The sequence below is a fragment of the Streptosporangium jomthongense genome (genome assembly GCF_042650425.1).
Lineage (GTDB): Bacteria > Actinomycetota > Actinomycetes > Streptosporangiales > Streptosporangiaceae > Streptosporangium.
Genome location: NZ_JBHSBC010000049.1, coordinates 317,810 through 336,861, shown reverse-complemented (window position 1 = coordinate 336,861; position 19,052 = coordinate 317,810). Strand labels below are relative to the sequence as shown.

Annotated in this window: 18 protein-coding genes; 6 read left to right on the top strand and 12 right to left on the bottom strand. The window is 70.8% G+C overall.

Translation table 11 applies throughout. The features are described from left to right. Positions 1 to 270 precede the first annotated feature (270 nt). The 4 genes from ACFOYY_RS38385 to ACFOYY_RS38370 form a co-directional block, all read right to left on the bottom strand. The gene (locus ACFOYY_RS38385; RefSeq protein ID WP_184718892.1) at positions 271 to 540 is read right to left on the bottom strand and encodes a WhiB family transcriptional regulator; all 270 of its coding nucleotides are present in this window, start codon (positions 538 to 540) and stop codon (positions 271 to 273) included. A 126-nt stretch (positions 541 to 666) separates the two neighbouring features. After that, positions 667 to 999, bottom strand: coding sequence for a hypothetical protein (locus tag ACFOYY_RS38380; protein ID WP_386196160.1), 333 nt, complete (start codon positions 997 to 999; stop codon positions 667 to 669). A gap of 114 nt (positions 1,000 to 1,113) precedes the next feature. After that, positions 1,114 to 1,989: an acyl-CoA thioesterase II gene (tesB, locus tag ACFOYY_RS38375; protein ID WP_352016225.1), complete on the bottom strand. Its 876-nt coding sequence runs from the start codon at positions 1,987 to 1,989 to the stop codon at positions 1,114 to 1,116. Next, positions 1,986 to 4,103, bottom strand: a complete 2,118-nt coding sequence (locus ACFOYY_RS38370; protein WP_386196158.1) for an ATP-dependent DNA helicase UvrD2 — start codon at positions 4,101 to 4,103, stop codon at positions 1,986 to 1,988. The genes tesB and ACFOYY_RS38370 overlap by 4 nt, the downstream gene beginning before the upstream one ends. 178 nt (positions 4,104 to 4,281) lie before the next feature. On the opposite strand from ACFOYY_RS38370, the gene ACFOYY_RS38365 reads away from it, so the two are divergent. Both ACFOYY_RS38365 and ACFOYY_RS38360 read left to right on the top strand, forming a co-directional pair. Next, entirely contained in the window at positions 4,282 to 5,433 is a 1,152-nt protein-coding gene (locus ACFOYY_RS38365) for an alpha/beta hydrolase (RefSeq protein WP_352016227.1), read from the top strand. An 89-nt stretch (positions 5,434 to 5,522) separates the two neighbouring features. Continuing rightward, the gene (locus ACFOYY_RS38360) at positions 5,523 to 5,759 is read left to right on the top strand and encodes a mycoredoxin (protein ID WP_184718882.1); all 237 of its coding nucleotides are present in this window, start codon (positions 5,523 to 5,525) and stop codon (positions 5,757 to 5,759) included. Here ACFOYY_RS38360 and nudC read toward each other — a convergent pair whose 3' ends face one another. Continuing rightward, positions 5,760 to 6,818 carry an NAD(+) diphosphatase gene (gene nudC / locus ACFOYY_RS38355; RefSeq protein WP_386196156.1) on the bottom strand — a complete coding sequence of 353 codons (1,059 nt, stop codon included), beginning with the start codon at positions 6,816 to 6,818 and terminating at the stop codon, positions 5,760 to 5,762. A 92-nt stretch (positions 6,819 to 6,910) separates the two neighbouring features. Between nudC and ACFOYY_RS38350 the strand changes: the two genes are divergently transcribed. From ACFOYY_RS38350 to ACFOYY_RS38335, 4 genes are read left to right on the top strand one after another with little or no spacing between them, the layout of a single operon-like run. Beyond that, positions 6,911 to 8,068, top strand: coding sequence for an ATP-grasp domain-containing protein (locus tag ACFOYY_RS38350; RefSeq protein WP_386196154.1), 1,158 nt, complete (start codon positions 6,911 to 6,913; stop codon positions 8,066 to 8,068). Further along, positions 8,053 to 9,252, top strand: a complete 1,200-nt coding sequence (locus ACFOYY_RS38345) for an IucA/IucC family protein (protein ID WP_386196153.1) — start codon at positions 8,053 to 8,055, stop codon at positions 9,250 to 9,252. The genes ACFOYY_RS38350 and ACFOYY_RS38345 overlap by 16 nt, the downstream gene beginning before the upstream one ends. Beyond that, a complete protein-coding gene (locus ACFOYY_RS38340) occupies positions 9,138 to 9,671 on the top strand; it encodes an IucA/IucC family C-terminal-domain containing protein (protein WP_386196151.1) in 534 nt (177 codons plus the stop codon). The genes ACFOYY_RS38345 and ACFOYY_RS38340 overlap by 115 nt, the downstream gene beginning before the upstream one ends. Beyond that, positions 9,668 to 11,242, top strand: a complete 1,575-nt coding sequence (locus tag ACFOYY_RS38335; protein ID WP_386196149.1) for an IucA/IucC family protein — start codon at positions 9,668 to 9,670, stop codon at positions 11,240 to 11,242. The genes ACFOYY_RS38340 and ACFOYY_RS38335 overlap by 4 nt, the downstream gene beginning before the upstream one ends. A 235-nt stretch (positions 11,243 to 11,477) precedes the next feature. Here ACFOYY_RS38335 and ACFOYY_RS38330 read toward each other — a convergent pair whose 3' ends face one another. The 7 genes from ACFOYY_RS38330 to ACFOYY_RS38300 all read right to left on the bottom strand — a co-directional run bounded on the left by ACFOYY_RS38330 (position 11,478) and on the right by ACFOYY_RS38300 (position 19,041). After that, complete coding sequence (locus ACFOYY_RS38330) at positions 11,478 to 11,675, bottom strand: hypothetical protein (protein ID WP_362776448.1); 198 nt, start codon at positions 11,673 to 11,675, stop codon at positions 11,478 to 11,480. A gap of 1,078 nt (positions 11,676 to 12,753) precedes the next feature. Next, complete coding sequence (locus tag ACFOYY_RS38325; RefSeq protein ID WP_352016232.1) at positions 12,754 to 13,398, bottom strand: response regulator transcription factor; 645 nt, start codon at positions 13,396 to 13,398, stop codon at positions 12,754 to 12,756. Then, a complete protein-coding gene (locus ACFOYY_RS38320; RefSeq protein ID WP_386196147.1) occupies positions 13,389 to 14,543 on the bottom strand; it encodes a sensor histidine kinase in 1,155 nt (384 codons plus the stop codon). Before ACFOYY_RS38320 ends, ACFOYY_RS38325 begins: the two co-directional genes overlap by 10 nt. 11 nt (positions 14,544 to 14,554) lie before the next feature. Then, positions 14,555 to 15,355: an ABC transporter permease gene (locus ACFOYY_RS38315; RefSeq protein WP_352016234.1), complete on the bottom strand. Its 801-nt coding sequence runs from the start codon at positions 15,353 to 15,355 to the stop codon at positions 14,555 to 14,557. Further along, positions 15,352 to 16,266, bottom strand: a complete 915-nt coding sequence (locus tag ACFOYY_RS38310) for an ATP-binding cassette domain-containing protein (RefSeq protein WP_352016235.1) — start codon at positions 16,264 to 16,266, stop codon at positions 15,352 to 15,354. Before ACFOYY_RS38310 ends, ACFOYY_RS38315 begins: the two co-directional genes overlap by 4 nt. Positions 16,267 to 16,396: 130 nt before the next feature. After that, entirely contained in the window at positions 16,397 to 18,235 is a 1,839-nt protein-coding gene (locus ACFOYY_RS38305) for an RICIN domain-containing protein (RefSeq protein ID WP_352016236.1), read from the bottom strand. A gap of 359 nt (positions 18,236 to 18,594) precedes the next feature. Next, a complete protein-coding gene (locus ACFOYY_RS38300) occupies positions 18,595 to 19,041 on the bottom strand; it encodes a hypothetical protein (protein ID WP_362776455.1) in 447 nt (148 codons plus the stop codon). Between the last annotated feature and the right edge of the window lie 11 nt (positions 19,042 to 19,052).

Here is a 19,052-nt window from a genome sequence, read left to right as displayed (position 1 = left end):
TCATCGCCGGCGATCAGACGAGGCGCAGGAGTACGTGCCGCAGCCGGGCCGAGGCGCGTTCCGCGTTCCGGCGGGCGCGCCTCAGGCGCAGTATGCCTGTCACGATGCGCTGCTCCTCCGCCTCCCGGTGAAGGGTTCGTATTCGGTCCCTCACCAGTTCTTCTTGCATAGGCAGCATGTCGAAACCGGCGGTGGCGCTGTTGGGGTAGGTCATCGGAAGTGGTCCTTTCGGGACATACGGTCTTTTTGGTTGATCAGGTTCCGCGCCGGTCAGGCGGCGACGGGGGTCTTGCGGGGACGGCCACGCGGGCGCTTCCTCGGGACGATGGCGCCCCTCAGGATGAGCTCGCCGCCCCAGACGCCCCACGGCTCCTCGCGCTCAAGCGCGCGGGCCAGGCAGGCCTGCTGGATCGGGCAGCCTCCGCAGAGTGCCTTGGCGAACTCCACGTCCTCCGGAGACTCCGCGAACCAGAGGTCGGGGTCGGTACGACAGGGGATTGCGGCTTCGTCGATCAGGTCCATGATCGTCTGGGCCCCCATCTGCTTCACCTCTCAGTTAGGTGTTGGTCTTCGATTACCTCTAGGTGGGGGGACAGGAACAACGCGGACAAACAAGAAGGCCGCGAATCCTGGGTGCGGATCCGCGGCCTGAAGGCTCTTCTTCGGTCAGGTTATGACCGGAGGTTGCCTCCAGGAATACGGACCACGCCGTCCACCATTGCCGGTGTGCTTGGTCAGTGCGTAGCTGCCGCCCTCAGGAGCCAGAACGGCGCCTGCGCCTGCCGCCTTAAAGGCGGCCGGAGTGGCCGGTCGGCTGCCGAGAACTTGGGTACGGACAGTCGTGTCCTGCCGGAGCTGGGCCTCCCGCTGGACCTGGATCTCCTGTCGGAGTCTGGCCGCGGCACCATCGGCGAGGATGGCGCACGTGCCGAACGACAGGGTCATGGCAGGGGTCATGAAGGTAAGCCCGAACTGGGACGGCATCAGAATGTTCTTCACAGCGGACTCACCTCCATCGTGGATCGTCGGACAGGAGCGTCCGACTTGCTTGAGCATGACCCTAAACCCCGGCGACAGGGAGGGGCAACATATTTTCTACCTGCAGTTTTACCACTAACTCACACGGATCATGGCTTCCTGGACCACCGACACGGCCAGTTCCCCGGACCGGGTGAACATCTCCCCCTTCGCCAGGCCTCGGGCGGAGCTTGACCAGGGCGACTCCTGGGCGTACAGCATCCACTCGTCGACGCGGAAGGGGCGGTGGAACCACATGGCGTGGTCCAGCGAGGCTCCGGAGACGTTGGGGGTTCCCCAGGCCTGGCCGTGGGCCAGCAGCACGGTGTCCACCAGGGTGAAGTCCGAGGTGTAGGCGGCCAGCACCACGTGCAGCAGCGGGTCGTCGGGCAGCTCCGACTCGTAGCGGAACCAGACGTTCGTCGTGGAACGGCTCAGCGAGGGGTCCCGCAGGGCCTCCCAGGTAAGAGGTGTGGCGTAACGGGCGTCGAGCGGACGCGGCCTGGCCAGCAGCTCCCGCCAGGGGGAGTCCTCGGGCATGTCCGCCAGGGCCTGCCGCATCCGCTCCGGGAAGGGCGCCAGTTCCTCGGGGCCGGGCACCTCGGGCATCGTCGTCGCCTGGTGCGCGAGGCCCGGCTCGTCGATGTGGAAGGAGGCCGACATGGTGAATATCGCCTTGCCGTGCTGGATGGCCACGACTCTGCGGGTGGTGAAGGAACGGCCGTCCCGGACGCGTTCCACGTTGTAGACGATCGGCACCGCCGGGTCGCCCGGCCTGATGAAGTAGGCGTGCAGCGAGTGGACGTGACGCTCCGGGGGGACGGTCCTGCCCGCCGCGACCAGCGCCTGGGCGGCGACCTGGCCGCCGAAGACCCGTTGGACGTCCTCGGCGGGGCTGCGTCCCCGGAAGATGTCCAACTCGATCTGCTCCAGGTCCAGCAGGTCGAGCAACTCCTTGAGAGCCTGGTTCACACGTCCTCCGTCCGGTCTGCGGCGGCACGGCAGAGAGCCAGCACCGCCTCGCCGTACCGGTCCATTTTGACGCGTCCTATCCCGGTTATAGAGAGCAGGTCCCTTTCTGTGGCCGGGGCTCGCTCCGCGATGGCCTGGAGGGTGACGTCGGTGAAGACCACGTAGACCGGAACCTTGGCCTCCTTGGCGGCCGAGGCACGCCAGACCTTGAGGCTCTCCAGCAGGGCCTCGTCGTAGTCGGCCGGGCAGGTGGCGCATCTGCCGAGCTTCTGCTCGGCGGCCGCGGCCAGGGTCCTGCCGCAGACACGGCAGTTGATCGGCGCGGCCACCTCGCGACGCCCGGCGGACCTTCTTGAAGCCGAACCCTGGGACGCCCCTCCGGACACGAACGCGGCGAAGGCCGACGTCGCCCGGCCGGACCCTCCGGAACGTCCTGTGAGGCCGTCGAGGAAGCGGGAGGGCCTCCTGGAGCGGTGCCCGCCGGGTGAGCGGGCCAACGCCCACGACAGCGCCAGGTGCTCTCTGGCCCGGGTGACGCCGACGTACAGCAGGCGGCGCTCCTCCTCGATCTGCTCCGGTGTCTTGGCGTAGACGATGGGCATCATGCCCTCGGTCATACCGACCAGGAAGACGGCGTCCCATTCGAGGCCCTTGGCGGCGTGCAGGGAGGCCAGTGTCACGCCGTCGACCGGCGGCGCGTGCTGTTCGCCCGCCCTGCGCTCCAGTTCCGCCACGAAGGCGGTCAGGTCGGCGCCCTCGGCCGCCATGTCCTCGGCGAGGTCGGCGAGGGCCCTGAGCGACTCCCACTTCTCCCGGGCTCCTCCTCCGCCCGGCGGCACGGGGGTCAGGCCGATTCCGGCGAGGATGTCGTTGACGGTCGGGGCCAGTTCGTCGTCCCGCGCGGCCGAGCGGGCGGCGCCGCGCAGCAGGACGACGGCGTGGCGCACCTCCGGGCGTTCGAAGAAGCGGTCGGCCCCGCGCAGCAGGTAGGGCACGCCGACCGTGGTGAGGGCCTGCTCGTAGGCCTCCGACTGGGCGTTGACCCGGAAGAGCACGGCGATCTCGCGGGACGGGACACCGCCGTCGACGAGGGCGCGGATCGCGCGTGCCACCCCCGCGGCCTCGGCCTGTTCGTCGTCGTACTCGGTGAAGCCGGGTTCCGGACCGTCGGGGCGCTGGGCGACCAGCGTGAGCCGGTGCGGGCTCTTCGACCGGTCGATCAGCCTGTTGGCCAGGGAGACGACCTGGGGGGTCGAGCGGTAGTCACGGACCAGCTTGATCACGGCCGCCTCCGGATGCTCGACGGAGAAGCCGGTCAGATATCTGGGGGTCGCGCCGGTGAAGGAGTAGATCGTCTGGTTGGGGTCGCCGACCACGCACAGGTCGTCGCGTCCGCCGAGCCAGGTGTCGAGCAGGAGTTTCTGCAGCGGGTTGACGTCCTGGTACTCGTCGACGACGAAGTAGCGGTACTGCTGGCGGATCTGTGCCGCCACCTCACGGTGCTCGGTCATCACGGCGGCGGTGAGTTCGAGGATGGTCTCGAAGTCGACCAGGTGCCGTTCGCGGCGGAGCCGTTCGTAGGCGTCGAAGAGCCGGAAGACCTCCTCCGCGGGCACCGGCGGCGTACGGCCCGCCTTTCGCGCGGCCTCGGCGTAGTCCTCGGGGCCGATCTGGGTGGCCTTGGCCCACTCGATCTCGCCCGCGACGTCGCGCAGTTCGGCCCGGTCCGGGGCCCTTCTGACGAGTCGGAAGGCGTCGGCCAGCAGCGGCAGCTTCGACTCGATCACCTTGGGCGGGTCTCCGCCGATGACGCGCGGCCAGAAGTAGGTGAGCTGGCGCAGCGCGGCGGCGTGGAAGGTGCGGGCCTGCACCCCCGGGGCGCCGAGCGCGCGCAGCCGCTGCCTGAGCTCACCGGCGGCGCGTGTGGTGAATGTCACGGCCAGCACGCTCTGGGCGTCGACCACTCCGCTGCGCACCGCGTGGGCGACGCGGTGGGTGATCGCCCGGGTCTTGCCGGTCCCCGCTCCGGCGAGCACACAGACCGGTCCGCGTACCGCCTCGGCCACCGCCCGCTGTTCCGGATCCAGTCCCGCCAGGACGTCGTCTGTGACCACGGGGACTCCTTACACGGGTTGTACAGGCCAGCTGTGAACATCCTGGCAGTCGGTGGCCAAGCTCCGCCCATTCTGGCAACATGCCGCCGTCAACCTACGTCGTTCCAGAAGATGCGTAAAAAGGGCAGTTCCTCCACAATGAGGGGGGATTTTGGGGTCCGAGGGAAGGAAGAAACCTGTGAGAACCGCGGCGACCGTGAGCGCTCTCGCCCTGGCGGCGTTGGTGATCGGCCCCGTGGCGCTACAGACGTCCTCCGCGGCGCACGCCTCCCCCGCCACGCTGGCGCACTACGGCGGCGCGTCCATCACCGCCTCGAAGGCGACCACCACGCGCAAGGCCAGGACGAAGCACTCCACCAAGGCGAAGCACTCCGCCAGGAAGGCCGATCCGAGCCCCGAGCCGTCCACGACCACCTCGGCGTCGGCCACCGCGACCTCGACCGCCAAGCCGACTCCCAGCCCGACGGCGAAACCGTCCGCCGGCGCGACCGCCAAGCCGAAGAAGCCGTCGGCCACCGCGACCCCGAGGGTCGCCTCGACCGACAACCCGCTGCTCGACGGCACCGTCATCAACACCGTCGCGTACGGCCCGCACCCCCGTCAGCGGATGGACGTCTGGCACCAGACCGACGGTCTCAAGCGGCCCGGTGTCTTCCTGATCCACGGCGGCTGGTGGTCGAGCGGCGACAAGAAGTACATGACCGCGATCACCACCAGCTACGCCGAGCAGGGTTACACGGTCTTCAACATCAACTACCGCCTGTCCGGCGACGCGGCCTGGCCCGCGCAGCGCACCGACGCGCTGGACGCCATCGCCACCGCCCGCAGGCACGCCGCCCTGTGGTCCTTCGACCCCAACAACTACGTGGTCGTCGGCTTCTCCGCGGGAGGGCACCTGGCCTCCGCCGTCGGCACCTACGGGGACGGGCTGCCCGGCCTGCGCGGGGTCGTCGGCATCTCACCGGTGACCTCGCCGATGCTGGCCTACGAGGACGGCGCGACCGACGTCTTCGACCTGAACAAGCGCAAGCTGCGTGAGTCGGCCATCCAGCTCGCCGGAGGCTGCGAACCCGTCAAGTGCCCGAAGATCTGGGCCAGCATGGAGGTCCCGAGGCACGCCAGCAAGGGCGACGTGCCGGAGCTGGCCGTACATTCCCAGGACGAGTTCGTGCCCGCCGAGCACAGTCTGCGGCTCAAGGAGCGGCTCAAGGCCGTCGGTGTGAGCATGACGGTGCTGACCGAGCCGGGAAGCGAGCACAGCACGCCGATGTACCGGCTTCCCGGGGTCGCCGAGACGGTCCAGGACTGGATCGCGGGCAAGCTTCTCTGACCGACGGAAATCCGGGCGACGGGAAGATGAACGGCTCTCACTTTGTTGCCACTGAGCGCTGAACATCTCACGAGGGGAAATCTCACGAAATGGCGCTGACGGTTTACACCGCCACCTGGTGCGGCCCATGCAAGCGGCTGAAGTCCCAGCTCACCCGCGAGGGGATCTCCTACCGGGAGATCGACATCGAGCAGAACCCCGACGCCGCGCAGTTCGTCGAGAGTGTCAACAACGGCAACCAGACCGTGCCGACCGTGCTCTTCGAGGACGGCACGTCCCTCACCAATCCCTCGGTGATCGAGGTCAAGGCCCGGTTGAACGCCTGATCACCAGTTTCCGGGAAGAGGCTCGCCGTACCAGGTCTCGATCAGCCTCCTGGCGATCGAGACCTCGGGCGGCGGAAGCACCTCGCCGCTGTCCAGCGCGGCCCGCAGTTCGGCGCGGCTGAACCAGCGTGCCTCGGAGATCTCTTCCTGGTCGACCGTGAACTCCGTCGTGACCGCCCGCGCGATGAAGCCGAGCATCAGGCTGCGCGGGAAGGGCCACGGCTGGCTGCCCAGGTAGCGGGGCTCGACGACGCGCACGCCGACCTCCTCGGCGACCTCCCTGGCCACCGCGTGCTCCAGTGACTCCCCCGGCTCGACGAAGCCCGCGAGCACCGAGAAACGGCCCTGGGGCCACTGCGGTCCCCTGGCCAGCAGGCACCGGTCCGCCTCGTCGTGCACGAGCATGATCACCGCGGGGTCGACCCGGGGGAAGTGCTGGCTGCCGTCCTCGGGACAGACCCGCACGTGCCCGCCGGAGCGCGTCTCGGTACGGCTTCCGCAGCGCGGGCAGAAGGCGTGGGTGGCGTGCCAGGCCTCAAGCGCGACCGCGTAGACCAGCAGCCCGGCGTCCAGGTCCCCCAGCAGCGAGCCGACCTGCCGCAGCCCGGCGACGACGTCCGCCCCCTCCTCGATGGCCGAGAGAGCGACGGCGGAGACGATCCGCCCGGGAAGCGCGGCGGGCCCGTCGGCCGGGAGCGATCCCGAGACGGCGAAGTAGGCGATCCCCTCGGCGTCCAGGCCGAGCAGGTAGCGCTCCCCCTGCGGCGCCTCGTCCGTGGGCAGCAGGACGAGATCGACCCCGTCTCCGTGCCGCCTGACCAGCGCCCGCCCGTCGTCGACCACGACGACCCGGGTCGCGCCGTCGGCCCACGCGCGTTCGAGCCACTCGGCGTCACCGCGTAGCGCGGCGGAGCGGTCGATCGCGCTGCGCGCGAGAAGCAGCGGCCCCAGCAGTCCTTCTTGGGTGGTGATGTCCACGTTCTTCCCCGTCTCCCAGATCGACTGGCATCCTACGACGCTCGCCGTGGACGGCTTTCCGGGGAGCGGCAAGCCGGGCATATGCGGTGAATATCCAGTCAGCCGAGCGACATGATCTCTGTGCGGCTAGGATGCGGCGAGTTAGGTTAGGCTTACCTGATTCCGGGGGTCCCATGCGGCTGTACCTCACCGCGCTCAAGCCGACCGACTCGGTCACCGACGGATTCCTGCCCGCGGCACGCGCGCTGGGCTGCGACGTCACCGTTCTGACCGACAGACCGGAGCACCATCGGGACTCGGGGGCCGAGGTGCTCGGCTGCGACGTCCGTGACGCCCGCGCGGTGATCGACACCGTCTCCGGCCACCACACGCCCGGCGCGATCTTCTCCAACTCCGACCACCTGCAGGCCGAGACGGCCCTGGCCGCGGCCTACTTCGGCCTGCCTGGCAAGGACTGGCGGGCCTGCGTCACCGCGAAGAACAAGGCCCTCACCCGCGCGCGCCTGGCGGAGGCGGGCGTCGAGACCGTCCGCTCGGTACGGCTCGCCCCCGGCGACCCCGTACCCCGGGACGTGCCGTTTCCCGCGGTCGTCAAACCGCGCGAGGGTGTCGCCAGCGAGGACGTCGTCCTGGTGCGGGACGACCGTGAGCTCGAAGAGGTCCTGCACGCGATCGGCGCCAGACGGCCCGGTGAGGCGCTGGTCGTCGAGGAGTACCTCGAAGGCCCACTGCACACGCTGGAGACGCTCGGCGACGGGAGCGGGACACGGGTGCTCGGCGGCTTCAGGACGACGCTCGGGCCGTTGCCGTACTTCGTCGAGGAACGACTCGACTGGGAGCCTCCGCCCGCGGCAGGCCATGTGCTGCGGGCGCTGGACGCGCTCGGCGTGGGCTTCGGGGCCTGTCACACCGAGTACGTGATGACGCAGGCGGGGCCCAGGATCATCGAGGTCAACTACCGCGTGATCGGCGACCACTGCGACCTCCTGCTCGGCAACCTGCTCGGCGTTCCGCTGTTCGAGAGGATCCTCGGCGTCCACCTGGGCCTGCCGGCCGGGGACCTGGGCGGTGCCCGGGAGCACGGGACCGCGCTGAGCGTGGTCGCGGAGCGGGCCGGGACCGTCGTCTCCGCTCCGGGAGCGGTCGCCCCTTCCCCCGGCGCCCGGGTCAGGCTCTGGCACCGGCCGCTGCGCGCCGTCGGCGACCGGATCGAACCGACCAACACCAACCGTGACTATCTGGGGGTCGTCCGCGCGATCGGGCCCGACCGGGTGAGCGTCGACGCCGCCCTGACGGCCTTCGCGGCGGACAGACCGTGGGTGATCGCGTGACCGCGCGGGAACGGTACCTCGCCGCGCGTGTCCTGGACGCGCTGCTGCGCGAGGACTACGGCGGCCTGGCCGGGCGGATCACCGGGAACAGGGGCGGCGTCACCCTGGCCCTGGCCGGTGGGCGCGGGGTGCGCCTGGTGCCGGGGTCGCTCTTCCAGGACTTCGTGGTCGCCCCCGAGGAGACGCTCGGCCTGCGCGAGGTCCTGCTGACCCTCGGGGAGGTCGCCCCGCCGGAGGACGGCCCGGGGATCGAGGCGTTCGCCCAGGAGTGCGAGCAGGCGCTGCGCGCCCTGGAGCTGCACGCCGCCCACCGGGAGCGGGTGCTCGGCCTGCTGGCCGCCGCCGGGCCCGGGGAGCGGCTGGACGCCGTACGGTACGAGACGCTGGCCGCCTTCGTCGACCATCCGGTCTATCCGACGGCGCGGTGCAGGAACGGGCTGTCCGACGACGAGCTGACGGCCTACGCGCCGGAGTTCGCGCCCTCCTTCGAGCTGCGCTGGGCGGCCGTGCCCCGGGAACGGGCGCGCGGCGCGGCCATGCCGTACGCGCCGGGCTTCGCGGAGGTGGGGCTGCCCTCGTCCCTGGCGCGCACACATGTGCTCTTCCCCGTGCACCCGCTCACCGTTCCCGTGGTCGAGGAGATCCCGTGGGCGGTCGTGGGGGCGCGGCCGTGCCTGGAGGTCAGGCCGACGCTGTCGACGCGCACGGTCGCGCTCGACGCGGGCACGCACGTGAAGCTGCCGCTGCCGACCAGCACGCTGGGACTGCGCAACCGGCGCTCCATCAAGCCGGGCACGCTCGCCGACGGCGCCAGGGCGGAGCTGCTGCTGCGGCGGCTGCCGCACCCGGGGGTGCTGCTGGCCGACGAGCAGACCTACGGTCACGCGGACCACGAGTATCTCGGCTGGCTCCTGCGCCGCCTGCCGCCCGGCGAGATCGTCCCGGTGGCCGCGCTGCCCGCGCCGACCCCCGGGGCGCGCCCGTCGTGGAGGAGCTGGCCGGACGGTGGTACGGCGGGGACGTCACGGCGCTGCTCGGCGCCTACCTCAGGCTGCTGTTCGGCTTCCAGGTGCGGCTCTTCGTCCGGTACGGCACCGCCCTGGAGGCCCACCAGCAGAACCTGGCCCTGGTGCTGGGGAACGGTCCGGCCAGGCTGCTCGTCAAGGACAACGACGGGTTGCTGACCTCACCGGACCGGCTGCTGGCCGAGGGCGTCGCGGTGCCGGACTTCACCGACGAGCGGATGCTGACCGACGACCCGCACGCGCTCGCCGACGTGTTCGTGACGATCACGCTGCACCTGGCCGCGGCGGCGGTCGCCTTCTGCGCGCTGCCGCCGGCGCGGGCCCGCCTGCTGGTCCGCGACACGCTCGGGGAGGCGCTCGCCGAGTACGGCGACGACCCGATGGCCCGGCTGCTGCGGGCCAGGACCCTTGGGGCGGCCAGGCTCGTCGGCAAGTCGATGGTCGTCGCCGGGACCCTGGTCGACAAGGCGCGTACCGGGGCCCGTGACGTGAACAAGTTCTACGGCACCAGCGGGCCCAACTACCTGCGCCACCTTCCTGCGGCCATCCAGAACATGACGATGCGAAGGATTCCATGACCGGCCTCGCGCTCGACCCCTGCTCCGCGGCCGTCTCCCCCGCGGCCGTCGCCGAGGAGGCGACGCTCGCCGCGCTGCTGCGCTGCTGCGTCAGGGAGGTCGCCGGGCCTCGCGGACAGGTCTGGCACGCCGAGCCGTACGTGCTGCTGCGGGTCGGCGGCACCGTGCTGCGGGCCAGGACGCACGGCGGGCTCGCGCTGCGCTTGGCGGGCCGCCCTGACTGGCTCGACGGGGGCGCCTGGCGCCCGCTCGACGTCGACCGGCTCGTCGGGCTCGTGGAGAGCGAGCTGGGCGGGACGAACGAGGAGTTCGCCGCCCAGGTCGGCGCGAGCAGGCGGGCCATGGCGGCGCTGCTCGCGGCCAGGCGGAGCGGGCGGGAACCGGCCGACCCGTGGCTGGCCTCCGAGCAGCGGCTGGTCTTCGGGCACCCGTTCCATCCGAGTCCCAAGGCCCACGACGGGTCGGGCTGGCTGCGCTACGCGCCCGAGGCGCACGCGAGCTTCCCGCTCCGGCTGCTCGGGGTCCGCGACGACGTGCTGGCCGAGGCGGGTGAGACCGGGCGGCTCGACGAGCTCGGCCCGGCACCCGAGGGGTACACGATCCTGCCCGCGCACCCGTGGCAGCTCGACCTGCTCGCCGACGACCTCGCCGTGCCGCTGGCCGACGGCCGCCTGGTCGACCTGGGGTACGGCTCCCGCCCCGCGGTTCCCACCTCCTCGGTCCGTACGGTCTACGACCCCGGGATCGACCGGTGCCTGAAGTTCAGCCTGGATGTGCGGATCACCAACTGCGTCAGGAAGAACGCGTGGTACGAACTGGCCGGAGCGGTCGAGCTGACCCGGCGCCTCGGGCCGGTCTTCGACGACCTGGCCGCCTCCTTCCCCGGGACGCGCTGGCTGAGCGAGCCCGGCTACCGCTCGGCGAACCTGGGCACCCGGCTGTTCGAAGGGCTCGGTGTGATCATCCGTACCAGCCCGTGGTCGGTGTGCAGGCCGGGGGTGACCCCGCTGCTGAGTGGCGCGCTGGCCGTGCCCGGATCCGGGCCCGCCGACCCGGCCGGTTGGTGGCGGGCCTATGTCGAGTGCGTCGCGCCCCCGGTACTTGAGGCCTACCTGGAGCACGGCGTGGTGCTCGAACCGCACCTGCAGAACGTGCTGGTCGGCGTGGACGCGTCGGGGTCGCCGGTCGAGGCGGTCTTCCGCGACCTGGAGGGGACCAAGCTCGTGGCGGGCAGGCACGACCTGTCCGGGCTGCCCTCGCGGGTCGCCGAGGCGCTCACCTACGATCCCGGGCCGGGGTGGGACCGGGTGGTCTACTGCCTGATGGTCAACCATCTGTCCGAGATCGCCGCCTCTCTGGCGGGCGACGGCCCGGTGCGGGAGCTGTGGGCGGTCGCCGGGGAGGTGCTGGCCGGATACGCGGGCTCCAGGGGGTGGCCGCGTCCGCTGGCGGACCTGCTGGCCGGGGCGCCGCTGCCGGCCAAGGCCAACCTCTCGGTGCGGTGGGCGCGCTCGGCCGACCGCCGGGCCGGGTACGTCCCGGTCGCCAACCCATTGGCGATGCTCTCCTAGAACCCTCCTAGAGCTCTCCTGGGCCCTCCTGGCTTCCGTCCGGCCCACATGCCCGGCGCCGGCTTCCTCCGGTAGCCGGGCTTTTCTCTGGGTGATTTATCACGCCATCCACACATATCTCTCCTGCTGGGCGACAACTGCGACCATCCAAGAAATATGGATAAAATCCACCTTCCATATGACACAAGAAGCCGAAATAAGCGACAGAACACACCAGTCAATTCTTTGATCTTCGTTAATAAACCAAAAGCATCACTGTAACGATCACCGGGTACTTCACCCCTGCCGCCATCAGGCGGATCATGTATCCGAAATCATCAACGACATGGAATGCGATGACTTCTAGTGGTACCAGACGGGCTTCCACCGTCGACTCCAGCAGGTACGTACGGGGATTGATCACCACGGCGGCGACAATCGGTACTTTCCTCACGCTTGCCTCCCAGTCGCTGGCGAACGCCGCGACCCCTGGCTCGGAAAGCGCCCCGCAGGGCAAGCCCGCGGGCCTCGCCACGCGCGGTGAGACTTTCCATATCGGCAGCCTCTCCTCCAGATGGTGTGGGTGCTGGAGAAGGCATTGCAGGTGCCACAACGGCCGTAACGGCCACAATGGCCGTAATGGCCGGGATGGCCACAATGGCCGGGATGGACGCGACGGTAAGACAGGGCCCCGAGGCCCTCAGGGACCGCAGGGTGTCCCCGGAACCCCGGGTGGGCCTCCCGGACCTCCCGGGCCTGCCGGACCTCCTGGGCCCCCCGGGCCTCCTGGACCTCCCGGGCCCGCTGGAGCCGCCGGTCCTGCAGGCCCCGCAGGACCCGCAGGCCCTGCCGGTCGCGAGGCCGGACCGCGGGGTCCCGCAGGCCCCGCCGGAGCCACCGGTCCCGCAGGCCCTGCCGGCCCCGCAGGTCCTGCCGGCCCCGCAGGTCCCGCAGGTCCCGCAGGCCTCACTGGTCCTGAAGGACCCGCAGGACCCGAAGGACCCGCAGGACCCACAGGCCTCACTGGTCCTGAAGGACCCGCAGGACCCGAAGGACCCGCAGGACCCACAGGCCTCACTGGTCCTGAAGGACCCGAGGGACCCAGAGGACCCGCAGGACCCAGAGGACCCGAAGGGCCCGAGGGACCTCCTGGGTGTCATGTACCTGAGAAGCCTCGGTGTCATGGGCCCCACAAGCCCCATGAGCCCCGCAAGCCCTGCGAGCCCCACAATCCCTGCGAGCCTCACAATCCCGGCTGGACCGCAGGGCCCAGCGGAGTCGGCTGGACCGCGGGACCCAACGGGGCAGGCTGGACCGCGGGCCCCAGCGGAGTCGCCTGGACCGCAGGGCCCAGCAGGGTCGGCTGAACCGCTGCCCGCTCCCACCGCCTGTCCATCCGGGCAACCGCACCCCGTTCAGTGACGAGGTGGTGCCCTGACGGGTCCGGCCCCCTTCAGGGGGCGAGGAGATGAACCGGATGCCGTGCCCGACCCATCGGGCGCGGCATCCGCGTTTCCCCGGCCGGGCCGTACTCAGTCGTCGAGGTAGCGCAGGATCGCCAGCACCCTGCGGTTGTAGCCGGGGTCGCGCGGCAGGCCGAGTTTGTCCGTGATCGCGTTGATGTGCTTCTCCACGGTGCTCAGTGACACGTGCAGGCGTCCGGCGATCGCCGCGTTGACGAAGCCCTGCGCCAGGAGACCGAGCACCTCGCGCTCGCGCCCGCTCAGGCCGTCCAGCGGGTCGGTGCGGGTGGTTCGGGCGAGCAGCTGGCGCACCACCTCCGGGTCGAAGACCGTCCCGCCCGCGTGCACCCGCTCCAGCGACTCCAGGAAGTCGGCGACCTCGGAGACACGGTCCTTGAGCAGGTATCCGACCCGCCCGCCCGCCCCGGAGAGAAGGGTCGCGGCGTAGGTCTTCTCCACGTACTGCGACAGCAGCAGGACACCGACCTCGGGCCTGCGCCCACGGATCTCCAGGGCCGCGCGCACCCCCTCGTCGGTGTGGGTCGGCGGCATCCGCACGTCGATCACGGCCACGTCGGGGCGGTGCCGTTCGACGGCGTCGAGCAGCGCCCGCGCGTCGCCGACGGCCGCGACCACCTCGTGCCCGGCCTCGTCGAGCAGCCGGACCAGGCCCTCGCGGAGCAGTACCGAGTCGTCGGCCAGGATCAGCCGCACGGCACGTCCCTCGGCAGCGTCGCGACGACCCTGGTCGGCCCGCCGGGCGGGCTGTGGACGTCGAAGGTGCCGTCGAGCGCCAGGACCCGCCTGGCCAGGCCGGACAGTCCGCCGCCCGAGGGGTCGGCGCCACCCGCTCCGTCGTCTGAGATCGTCACGCTCACCGTCCGTTCGTCCTCGGCCACGACGACCAGGATTTCACGCGCGTCCGCGTGCTTGACGGCGTTGGTGATCGCCTCCCTGGCGACGAAGTACAGGGCCGTCTCGATCGCGGAGGCGGGGCGCCCGGCCAGCCCGTAGTGCACGGTGACCGGCACCTGCGACCGTTCCGCGACGCCGGCGAGCGCGGCGCGCAGGCCGAGTTCGTCCAGGGCGGTCGGGTAGATCCGCCAGGCCACGCTGCGCAGTTCGTCGAGCAGGCGGCGCGACTCGGCGTAGGCCTCCTCGACCAGCGCCGCGGTCCTGGCCTGGTCGGGGTTGCCCCGGGCCCGGCCGAGCAGCATGGCCAGTGCGACGCCCCGCTGTTGCACGCCGTCGTGCAGGTCGCGCTCGATCCTGCGCCGTTCGTCGTCCACGGCCCTGACGACGCCCGAGCGGGTCGCGGTCAGTTCGGCGATGCGCCTGCGCATCAACTCCCGCGTGCCGGGACCGAGGAAGCGGTCGGCCAGGCGCCGTTCCACGGCCCCCGCGGCGAGAAGCCAGAGCACGGTCAGGGCCAGCACGACCGTCCCTCCGGCGAGGCCGAGCACCCCGTCGCTGGTCACCAGCCGCACCCCCGGCAGGTGCACCGGTACGGCCCGCGCCCTGTCCCCGGCCAGGTTCCACAGGCCGCCGAAGAGGAACAGCCCGCCGAGGAACAGCCCGGCGGCGCTGCCGTACCCGGCGAGGAGACCGAAGAGGGCGCGGACGGCGAGATAGCGACGGCCGTCCCGCCGGGGGTGCCCGGTCGTCTCGTGGTCGAACCAGGCGGCCAGCCTCGCCCGTTCGAGGGCGGTCAGCCGGTTCAGGATCCGCTCGACGCCGGGCCGTACGGCGGGCACCGGGTGGACGAGCGCCGCCGCGCAGAGGAAGAGCAGTTCGACGAGGCCCAGCACGGCGCCCGCGAGCACCCCGACCAGGGCGCGGGTGATCCGGTTACCTGACACGGGCGCGCAGTCTATGCGTCCCTGCGGCGCAGTACGGCATAGCCGGCGACCGTCGCGGCCGCCGTCCAGACCAGCAGCCACACCAGCCCCTGCGTGGCCGGGTAGGGCACCGGGCCGCCCATCGGGGTGTCCGAGCTGCCCATGAAGGCCAGGCCCGCGAACAGCGGCATGCGCAGCGAGGCCTCGAAGCCGATCGAGGTGCCCGTCATCACCAGCAGCAGCGGCGCGCCCATCAGCAGCATGAACGCCGTGGTCAGGGTGCCCGCCGCGCTGCGCGTCGCGACTCCCACGCCCAGCGTCGTCACCGAGACCAGGGCGAGGAAGACGCCCACGCCCAGCAGGTCGGGGACGACCTCGGCGGGCGGCGCCGTCACCCGGCCGCCGAACACCTCCGCGGACAACACCAGGTGGACCACCGCCGTCGCCACACCTGCGGCGACCACCCCGGCGACGAACGTCACCGGCGCCAGTACCAGTGCCTTGGCGGCGAGCACCCGGCCCCGGATCGGCGTCGCCTGCAACGTGGTCCTGATGCCTCCCGAGGCGTACTCGGGGGTGATCGTCAGCATCGCCAGCGCGACCAGACCGAACTGGGCGAACGCCGTCGCCGAGGTCACCGGGTCGCTGGCGGACAGAGTGCCGGCCAGGTCCCGGCGCACCATCTCCGTCGCCGTCCCGCCGCCGATCGCCAGCGAGCCGAGCACCATGAGCGCCGTGGTGCAGGCCAGGCACCACCAGGTCGAGCGGACCGAGCGCAGCTTCACCCACTCGCCGCCGATCGCCTGAGCCAGCTCTCTCACCCACGTGTTCACGCCCGCCCCTTCCGTACGCCGTACTCGACGCTGTCGGCCGTCAGTTCCTGGTAGGCCTGCTCCAGGGAGGCCTCGCGGTGGCGTAGTTCGTGCAACCTGATGCCCGCCTCGTGCGCCAGGTCGCCGACGCGCTCCGCCGTGGCTCCGGTGACGACCAGCTCGTTCTCCCCCGGCCGTTCCCAGTGCAGGCCCGCGGCGCCGAGCCGTACGGCCAGGTCGTCCGTGTGCGGGGTGCGGACGACCACCGCGCCCAGCGAGCCGCGCGCGATGATCTCGGCCAGCGGCGCGTCCGCGATGAGCCGTCCCCTGCCGATCACCACGAGGTGGTCGGCGGTGAGCTGCATCTCGCTCATCAGGTGACTGGAGACGAAGACCGTCCTGCCCTCGTCGGCCAGGGAGCGCATCAGGTCGCGCACCCAGCGCACACCGTCGGGGTCGAGGCCGTTGACGGGTTCGTCGAACATGAGCACCTCGGGGTCGCCGAGCAGGGCGCCCGCGATGCCGAGCCGCTGGCTCATGCCCAGCGAGAGCGCGCCCGCCCGCCTGCGCGCCGCCTGCCCGAGCCCGACCGTCTCCAGGACCTCCGTGACCCGGCGGCGCGGGATGCCGTTGCTGCGGGCCAGTGCCGTCAGGTGCGCCCGGCCGCTGCGCCCGGGGTGCAGGGCGCGCGCGTCCAGCAGCGCGCCGACCGTCCGCAGCGGGTTCCTGATCCGGTGGTACGGCAGGCCGCCGATGAGCGCCGTGCCCGAGGTCGGGTGGTCGAGTCCGAGGATCAGGCGCATCGTCGTGGATTTCCCCGCCCCGTTCGGGCCGAGGAACCCGGTGACCGCGCCCTGCCTGACCTCAAGGGACAGGTCGTCGATCACCGTCCGGTCGCCGTACCGTTTGCGCAGGCCGTTGAGTCTGATCATGCCCGCAACGCTAGGCGGGCCCCGGGGTGGTGACCATGGAGGCGATCCTCCGACCTCGATGGCGGAAACCCGTAACCGCGTGACCGTGCGGGCCGTCCGGGGAGGGGCGGACGGCCCGCACGGATCCCGGTCAGACCTGGTTGAGGTACCAGATCTCGTTGCCCGCGATGACTCCGGCGCCGGAGTCGTTGTTACCGGTGATCGTCTGCTGGTCGAGGGTCGTCCCGCTGCCGGACGGCGCGTCGAGCACCTTGGCGCTGTAGCGGTTGACCAGGTAGAACGTGCCGTCGGCGACCCTCTGCAGGGTCCACTGCTGGCTGGTCCCGCTGCCGCAGGTCGCCTGCCTGATCTGGGTGCCGTTGGTCGTGCTCGCCGTGACGAGGTCGAGGCACTTGGCGCTGTTGACGTTCACCAGCTTCCAGTAGGAGCCGCTGGCCTGGAGGGTCCAGCGCTGGCTGGTCGCCCCGGAGGGCGCGTTGTGCGTGACCAGCGCGCCGGAGGCGGTCGAACCGCCGGCGGGCTCGACGTTGTCGTGGCTGGCGAACCCGTTCAGGTAGTAGGAGGTGCCGTTGACCGGGGAGGCGTCGGTGACCTGGTTGAACACCCACTGCTGGTTGGCCGCGCCGGTGTAGGTCTGCTGCGTGACGGCCGCCGGGTAGGCGCCGCCCGCGGTCAGCGCCAGCCCGGAGAGCCAGTCGAAGATCGCGTAGGTGTTCGTGCCGGTCTGCAGGTAGGCGAAGCGCATGCCGTCCTGGCCGTTGCAGTAGTACTGCAGCAGCGTCGTGCCGGGCGTGGTGCCGCTGTAGGCGCTGTCGGCGCACAGGCGACTGCCGACGTTGATGAACTGCAGTCCGGTGTTGTAGCTCATCAGCCACTTCTGGCTGGGGGTGTCCACCCGGGTGCGCTGGCTCAGCTCGGTCAGCGCCGTGGTCGCGCCGCCGATGGGTTCGAGCGCGCCCCCTGTCGAGGCGTTCGTTATGACGTAGGTGTTGCCCACCTTGGGATGGGGGTCGCTGTCGGCCGTCGAACCCGCGATGAGGTAGGCGCTGTCGGCCACGTTCCAGTGCGTGGCCAGGTAGCTCCCGGCGGTCGGGACCGCGTTGTAGTAGTCGTCCCGGTTGCAGTCGGGCAGCCGGTAGTCGTTCCACTGCAGGCAGCTCCAGGTGGGCGTGCCGCCGTAGCACATGATGTCCCACTGGTCGAGGCAGTGCCAGGAGCCGTCCGAGTGGGCCGCGCTGAGCTGCACGGCGCCGAAGCTGTGCCCCAGTTCGTGGGCGATGGCGTTCGCCCCGAAGCAGTTGGGACTGGCGTCGACCCGGGAGAAGGCGAGGCCGTTGTTGAGGTTGGTCGACCCGGTGGTCAGGTCGTCGTTCTTGATGTCGGAGACACCGCAGATCACCGTGGCCTCGGTGAGCATGAGGTAGTGCCGGTCGTTGCTGTTGTAGCCGAGGGCCTGCAGGGCGGTCTTTCCGGCGTCGAAGGTGGCCAGCGAACCGGCGGGCACCACCACGTTGCGCACGACGGGGACGCAGCCGCCGCTGACCGCCGTGGTGACGTACCGGATGTGCCTGCTGCGGTTGGAGGTCGCGGCGGCGTCGTTGAACTGGTCGTCGGCGTTGGCCAGCCAGGCCCGGAACATGGGCAGGAGCTGCGCGTAGCGGTCCGGCATCGTCGCCTCGCGCACGTACAGGGTCTCGACGCGCTTGCCGCTGGTGCCGTCACCGTCGCAGGCGACCAGCTGGGGGCTGACCCGTGCGGTCTCCTCCTGCTTCTCGGCGTTCTTCCCGGTGTCCTTGACGGCCTTGGGGCCGACGCGCTCACCGAGTCTGGCGCCGGGGAAGACGTCGGAGGTGACACTGGACTGGCCGCCGTCCGGCGGGGCGGCCGACGCCGCGGGGGGTGAGGCGACCAGGCCGACCACGGCGAGTATCGACGCGGCGGCCAAGGAGAGGTTTCGCCTGAGCTGCATTCCGATGAACTCCGATCGGTACGGATACACCCACACAGGGCGATTCATCGGCAATGATCACATTTCAAATATTAAAAGCGACCCCCTTGTAAGATTTATCACACCATATTGACGCGAGGCCTTCCAGGTGTTCTCACATTCAAGGTGAACACGTGCGGTAATACCGGTGAACACCACAACCCCATTACGTCCCCGTACATTCAGGGAATGCGCCGCGACGGAGCGTGCGCACCCCTCCGCCCCACGTGACGTCGGGCTTCGACCGGCACCCCACACCCTTCTCATCGGAAAAGACCCAAGGACAGGAAAGCCGAACATTTCCCTCCCTGGAGGGAAACCCGGGGAATCGGCCGGGAGAATCAGGGGAGGATTTCCAGCCGGACGCCGGGAATGTCGTCGTAGAGGTGAGGGGCCGGGGTTATGACGCGCCAGCCGCCTCTGGACTCGGCCAGCAGTACGGCATGGGCCGCGGCGAGAACGGCCACGAGGTCGGTTCCCGCGACGGGGCCCGGGGTGTGCCGTTCCAGGTTGGCCGCGATCCTCGGGCCGAGCCCGGCGGCGTGCGCGACGTCGGCGGCCGTCAGGCTCCCCACCGTCACCACCGGCACCCCGAGCAGGGCCTCGGCCTGCTCGGGCCGCAGGGCCGTCACACACTGCGCGGCGGCCGCGGGCAGCAGGAGTGTGGTGTTGCGCAGCACGGACTGACGGACGATCTCACGCCCGTAGTTGCTCCTGACGTCGAGCAGATGGCAGACCGCGTCGAGATCGAGGACGTGGCCGGTCAGACCGTCGTCCTCCGGGGTCACCCGGCCTCCCG

Excerpts from the sequence above, each read along its gene's own strand:
- ACFOYY_RS38385 (WP_184718892.1), bottom strand. The coding sequence starts at position 540 with ATGGGGGCCCAGACGATCATGGACCTGATCGACGAAGCCGCAATCCCC.
- ACFOYY_RS38360 (WP_184718882.1), top strand. The coding sequence starts at position 5,523 with ATGGCGCTGACGGTTTACACCGCCACCTGGTGCGGCCCATGCAAGCGG.
- nudC (WP_386196156.1), bottom strand. The coding sequence starts at position 6,818 with ATGCCCGGCTTGCCGCTCCCCGGAAAGCCGTCCACGGCGAGCGTCGTA.
- ACFOYY_RS38350 (WP_386196154.1), top strand. The coding sequence starts at position 6,911 with ATGCGGCTGTACCTCACCGCGCTCAAGCCGACCGACTCGGTCACCGAC.
- ACFOYY_RS38335 (WP_386196149.1), top strand. The coding sequence starts at position 9,668 with ATGACCGGCCTCGCGCTCGACCCCTGCTCCGCGGCCGTCTCCCCCGCG.
- ACFOYY_RS38310 (WP_352016235.1), bottom strand. The coding sequence starts at position 16,266 with ATGATCAGACTCAACGGCCTGCGCAAACGGTACGGCGACCGGACGGTG.
- ACFOYY_RS38305 (WP_352016236.1), bottom strand. The coding sequence starts at position 18,235 with ATGCAGCTCAGGCGAAACCTCTCCTTGGCCGCCGCGTCGATACTCGCC.